5 protein-coding genes are annotated in these 4,459 nt (G+C 70.1%); 1 reads left to right on the top strand and 4 read right to left on the bottom strand.

The features are described from left to right. Nucleotides 1–74: 74 nt before the first annotated feature. The 4 genes from FGD71_RS35415 to proS all read right to left on the bottom strand — a co-directional run bounded on the left by FGD71_RS35415 (nt 75) and on the right by proS (nt 3,290). Nucleotides 75–314 carry an RNA-binding protein gene (locus tag FGD71_RS35415; RefSeq protein ID WP_014176063.1) on the bottom strand — a complete coding sequence of 80 codons (240 nt, stop codon included), beginning with the start codon at nt 312–314 and terminating at the stop codon, nt 75–77. A gap of 2 nt (nt 315–316) precedes the next feature. Then, a complete protein-coding gene (gene rpsP / locus FGD71_RS35410) occupies nt 317–745 on the bottom strand; it encodes a 30S ribosomal protein S16 (protein ID WP_119104650.1) in 429 nt (142 codons plus the stop codon). 282 nt (nt 746–1,027) lie between these two features. Next, complete coding sequence (locus FGD71_RS35405; RefSeq protein ID WP_119104649.1) at nt 1,028–1,624, bottom strand: hypothetical protein; 597 nt, start codon at nt 1,622–1,624, stop codon at nt 1,028–1,030. A gap of 250 nt (nt 1,625–1,874) precedes the next feature. Continuing rightward, nucleotides 1,875–3,290, bottom strand: a complete 1,416-nt coding sequence (proS, locus tag FGD71_RS35400; protein WP_119104651.1) for a proline--tRNA ligase — start codon at nt 3,288–3,290, stop codon at nt 1,875–1,877. Nucleotides 3,291–3,520: 230 nt separating this feature from the next. On the opposite strand from proS, the gene FGD71_RS35395 reads away from it, so the two are divergent. After that, the gene (locus tag FGD71_RS35395; RefSeq protein WP_119104648.1) at nt 3,521–4,378 is read left to right on the top strand and encodes an SAM-dependent methyltransferase; all 858 of its coding nucleotides are present in this window, start codon (nt 3,521–3,523) and stop codon (nt 4,376–4,378) included. Nucleotides 4,379–4,459: the final 81 nt, after the last annotated feature.

Genomic DNA, 4,459 nt, shown 5'->3' with positions numbered 1-4,459 from the left:
TTACCGCGTAGACGACTACGGGCCGGGGACGGCCCCAAGTGGCCGTCCCCGGCCCGAGCCGGTGTTGCGTTGTGTCAGCGCACCTGGTCCACGTCGACGAGGTCGACGCGGACGCCACGTCCGCCGATGGCGCCCACGACGGTGCGCAGGGCGCGCGCGGTGCGGCCGTTGCGACCGATCACCTTGCCGAGGTCGTCGGGGTGGACCCGGACCTCGAGGACGCGGCCGCGGCGCAGGTTGCGCGAGGCGACCTGCACATCGTCAGGGTTGTCGACGATGCCCTTCACGAGGTGCTCGAGAGCCTCCTCGAGCATGCTCAGGCCCCGGTCGACTCAGATGAAGAGGACTCGGCGGCGGCCTCGTCCTTCTTCTCAGCCTTCTTCTTCTGGGTGATGGCCTCACCCTTGCCCTCGTCGTCGCCGCCCAGGGCGTCGAACGACGGACGCACGGCCTTCTCGGCCGGCTGCAGCAGCGGTGCAGGGGCGGGCTCACCCTTGAACTTCTGCCAGTCGCCGGTCTTCTTGAGGATGGCGAGCACGGGCTCGGTCGGCTGCGCGCCGACACCCAGCCAGTACGCCACACGCTCGGCGTCGACCTCGATGCGCGAGGGGTTCTGCACCGGGTGGTACAGGCCGATCTCCTCGATGGCCCGGCCGTCACGGCGGGTACGGGAGTTGGCGACGACAATGCGGTAGTGAGGCGAACGGATCTTGCCCAGACGCTTCAGCTTGATCTTGACTGCCACGGAAGTGGTGTCTCCTGGTCTTGACGTGGTTGGGCACGGCGAGATTGCCGCGTGGGGTTGCGGTACCCGAGTGCCCGATGGACGCGTCAGCCGGAGGAGAGAGGGGTCCTGTGCGGCTGTCGAGTACAGCCAGCCATTCTGCCACACCCAGCCGGGCAGCTGTGACCAGGGCTGCACCCTCACCCGGGCATGACGGCAGCCGACGGCGGCCGACGGCTGCCGCCCGACGGTTGACCGCACCCTGGTCCGGCCATGAACGGCTCAGCCCACGGGTTGAGTGGCTCAGCCCGCGGCCGCCCCGACCACCTCCGGGATCCGGAACGGCTTTCCGCAGCCGCCGCAGACGATGGGTGCCTGGGCGAGGACCGACGGGACGACGCGGACGTTGCGCCCGCAGTCGCAGACCGCCTTGACGCGGACGCCGCCTCCGGAGGAGCCGTGCCGGGCGGCCGGACCCCGGAAGCTGCGGGCCGTGTCCGCGGCGGTCGCGGCGGAGTGCGCCTTGAGGGCGCGCTGCAGCCGCTCGATCGTCGGGCGGTAGCGCCGCTTCGCCTCGGGGCTGAGCGTGACCAGCGAGAAGCCGCTGCTGGGATGCGGCTCCTCCGGGTGGTCCAGGCCCAGCTCCTCGGCGATCGCGAGGAATCTGCGGTTGTGGTAGCGGCCCGCACGCGAGGTGTCGCGGACTCCTCGGGCGGCGGCGATGCCATGGACTGCTTCGTGAAGCAGTCGCTCGAAGGAGAGCTCGTGTCCGCAGGCGGACGACGACTCCCCGATCAGGGACTCGGGCGCGGCAAGGTCCGGCAGCTCGGGGTGGTGCCGCTGAATGTCGGCCCACGCCCCTGCCAGCTCTGCGGCGAGAACAGGTGGTGTCGTGCTCACGTCGTGACAACGAGCCTGGGTGCCTCTGTGTTCCTATTCCGGGGCATCTCAAATAATTTGCACGTACCCGTCAGTTTGCCGCTGATGCGTCCTGACGAGGGCGGGTGCGCTGATCTGCGGAGAAGCCTCACAGCTCATAACAAGGTGGTGCGTAGCCGCACGTACGACCCGGCGCGTAGACGATGTCCGCGCGCCGGGGGACCTGTGGTCGCCCGTTGCGCAAGAGGCGTTCAAGCCGCGTCTGCCTACTTCAGTAAGCGCGCGCGACCACCGCGACGTTACCTGGTGCGTCGTCGGCGTCCGGGACCGACCCGTCCGCGGCGACCAGACAACGTACGGTCACCGCCTGCTCGGCGAGCTTGGCCTCGCCCTCTTCGCCGAGGTCGGACCAGGGGATGCGCGCCCAGCCGCCGGCGGCGGCCGCCTCGAGGGCCTCTTCGACCGTCGACACCTCCGCCGTACGGGACTCACGGCGCTCGCGCGACTGCCTGAGGAGCAGCGCCTGGTCCTCCTCGAGGACCGTGGGCAGCAGGGTGGCGAGCGAGTCGAGCGCCACCGGCTCCTTGCCGCCCGGGATGCGGCGGGCCAGCATCGCGGTGCCGCTGTCCAGGTCACGGGGTCCGATCTCGATGCGTACCGGTACGCCCTTGAGCTCCCAGTCGACGGCGCGGCGGCCGAAGGGCGTGTCCGTGCGGTCGTCCACGTGGACGCGCACACCCGCCGCCTTCAGCCGATCGCCGATGTCGTGGACCTTGGCCAGAACCGCGTCGTCGCCCTTGATGGCGAGGACGACGGCCTGGACGGGAGCGAGGCGCGGCGGGACCCGGAGGCCGTTGTCGTCGCCGTGCATCATCACCAGGGCGCCGATCATGCGGGTGGTCGAGCCCCACGAGGTCTGCCAGACCAGTTCCTGTTTGCCTTCCTTCGACAGGTACTGGGTGTTGAAGGCCTTGGCGAAGTTCTGGCCGAGTTCGTGGCTGGTGCCCATCTGGAGGGCCTTGCCGTCGCCCATCATGGCTTCGAGGGTGAGCGTGTTGATGGCGCCCGCGAAGCGCTCCTTGACGGTCTTGCGGCCGAGAACCACGTCCATCGCGAGGGTGTTCTCCATGAAGTCCGCGTAGACGTGGCGCTGGATGCGGGCCGCGAAGTCGCGCGCCTCCTCGTACGTGGCGTGCGCCGTGTGCCCCTCCTGCCAGAGGAACTCGGTGGTCCGCAGGAACAGACGCGGCCGCAGCTCCCAACGCACCACGTTCGCCCACTGGTTGATCAGCAACGGCAGGTCGCGGTAGCTCTGCACCCACTTCGAGAAGTAGTCGTTGATGATCATCTCGGAGGTGGGGCGTACGACGGCGGGCTCCTCGAGCTCCTTGCCGCCGCCGTGCGTGACCACGGCGAGCTCGGGCGCGAAGCCCTCCACGTGGTCGGCCTCCCTGGCGAGGTACGACTGCGGAATCAGGAGCGGGAAGTACGCGTTCTGGGTGCCCGTCTCCTTGATGCGGGCGTCCATGTCCTGCTGCATCCGCTCCCACAGGCCGTAGCCGTACGGCCGGATCACCATGGTGCCACGCACCGGCCCGTTGTCGGCCAGTTCGGCCTTGGCGATCAGGTCCTGGTACCAGCGCGGGAAATCATCCGCCCGGGGGGTGAGAACGGGTGTCTTTGCCATGGCGCGCATGCTACGGCGGCGGCACTCGGAGCCGTGCATGCATTTTCCGTGAGCGTGGATCAGAGGGCGCGTGGGGGCGCGCAGGGGTGGCACACAAGCAGAAGCCCGCAACCCCTGGACGCCACGACGGGCGCGGAGTTTCCTGGCATACGGGGGGAGTGCGAGCGCACTGCACGGGGGCACAGGAAACGGGGCACAGCAGCAACTCTCGGTGGATTGGGGCGCTTTAGATGACACCTACGCTCGTGCGGCAACACCGACCTCACGCAGGACCGAGGCCCCAGGTGGATCCGTGTGCACGCGCGCGTGACTGGGCCGAGATCCAGGAGCGGATGCTCGTCCCGCTCTACGAGGCCGTATACGAGCGACTCGATGTGAGCGCTTCGACCCGGCTGCTCGGCCTCGGCTGCGGTTCCGGGCTCGCCCTGCTGATGGCGGTGTCGCGGGGCGCGGCGGTCACCGGCGTCGACTCGTGCGCGCCCGAACGGCTGGCCCTCGCGCGGGAGCGGCTGCTGCCCGAAGCGTGGGGCACGCGCGCGCGTGCCGGCACGCGGCTGGTCGAGGGCAACCCACGGGACGCGGCCGACGCCCGGACGCCCGCGTACAACCTGGTGACCGCCTTCGAACCGATCGGCTGCATGGCGGGGGACTCCGAAGGGCTCGGCGAGCTCCTGTCGGAGGCGACTCCCCTCGCCACCCGCGGAACCCCCGTGGTGCTCGCAGGCTGGGGCCCGCCGGAGCGTTGCGCGACCTCGTCCGTGCTGCGGGTCGCCACCAAGCTGGCGGATCCCCTGCGCAGTACGGGCAGTTGGCGCCCCGCCCTGCGGGACGACCTGGAGGAGGTCGCCCAGCGCGCCGGGCTGAGGCCCGACGGCTCGGGGCGGGTGGCCTGTCCCTTCGGATACGCGGACCTGGACAACGCGGTACGCGGCCTGCTGTCCACCGGACTCTTCGACGCGGCCGTCCGCGCGACCGACCAGGCCCAGGTCGACAAGGAGCTGACCGAGGCGCTGCATCCGCATCAGCGGACGGACGGCACGGTGTGGATGCCGAACGTCTTCCGCTATCTGATCGCGCGTACCCCCTAGACCCCGCACAACCGCACAACCACACAACGGCACAACCCGGTACGCCGCTGGGGGCGCCCTCACGAAGAAGGGCGCCCCCAG

Source organism: Streptomyces sporangiiformans, from assembly GCF_005768555.2.
GTDB lineage: Bacteria > Actinomycetota > Actinomycetes > Streptomycetales > Streptomycetaceae > Streptomyces > Streptomyces sporangiiformans.
This window is presented reverse-complemented; position numbering and strand designations above follow the sequence as displayed.

Excerpts from the sequence above, each read along its gene's own strand:
- FGD71_RS35415 (WP_014176063.1), bottom strand. The coding sequence starts at position 314 with ATGCTCGAGGAGGCTCTCGAGCACCTCGTGAAGGGCATCGTCGACAAC.
- proS (WP_119104651.1), bottom strand. The coding sequence starts at position 3,290 with ATGGCAAAGACACCCGTTCTCACCCCCCGGGCGGATGATTTCCCGCGC.
- FGD71_RS35395 (WP_119104648.1), top strand. The coding sequence starts at position 3,521 with ATGACACCTACGCTCGTGCGGCAACACCGACCTCACGCAGGACCGAGG.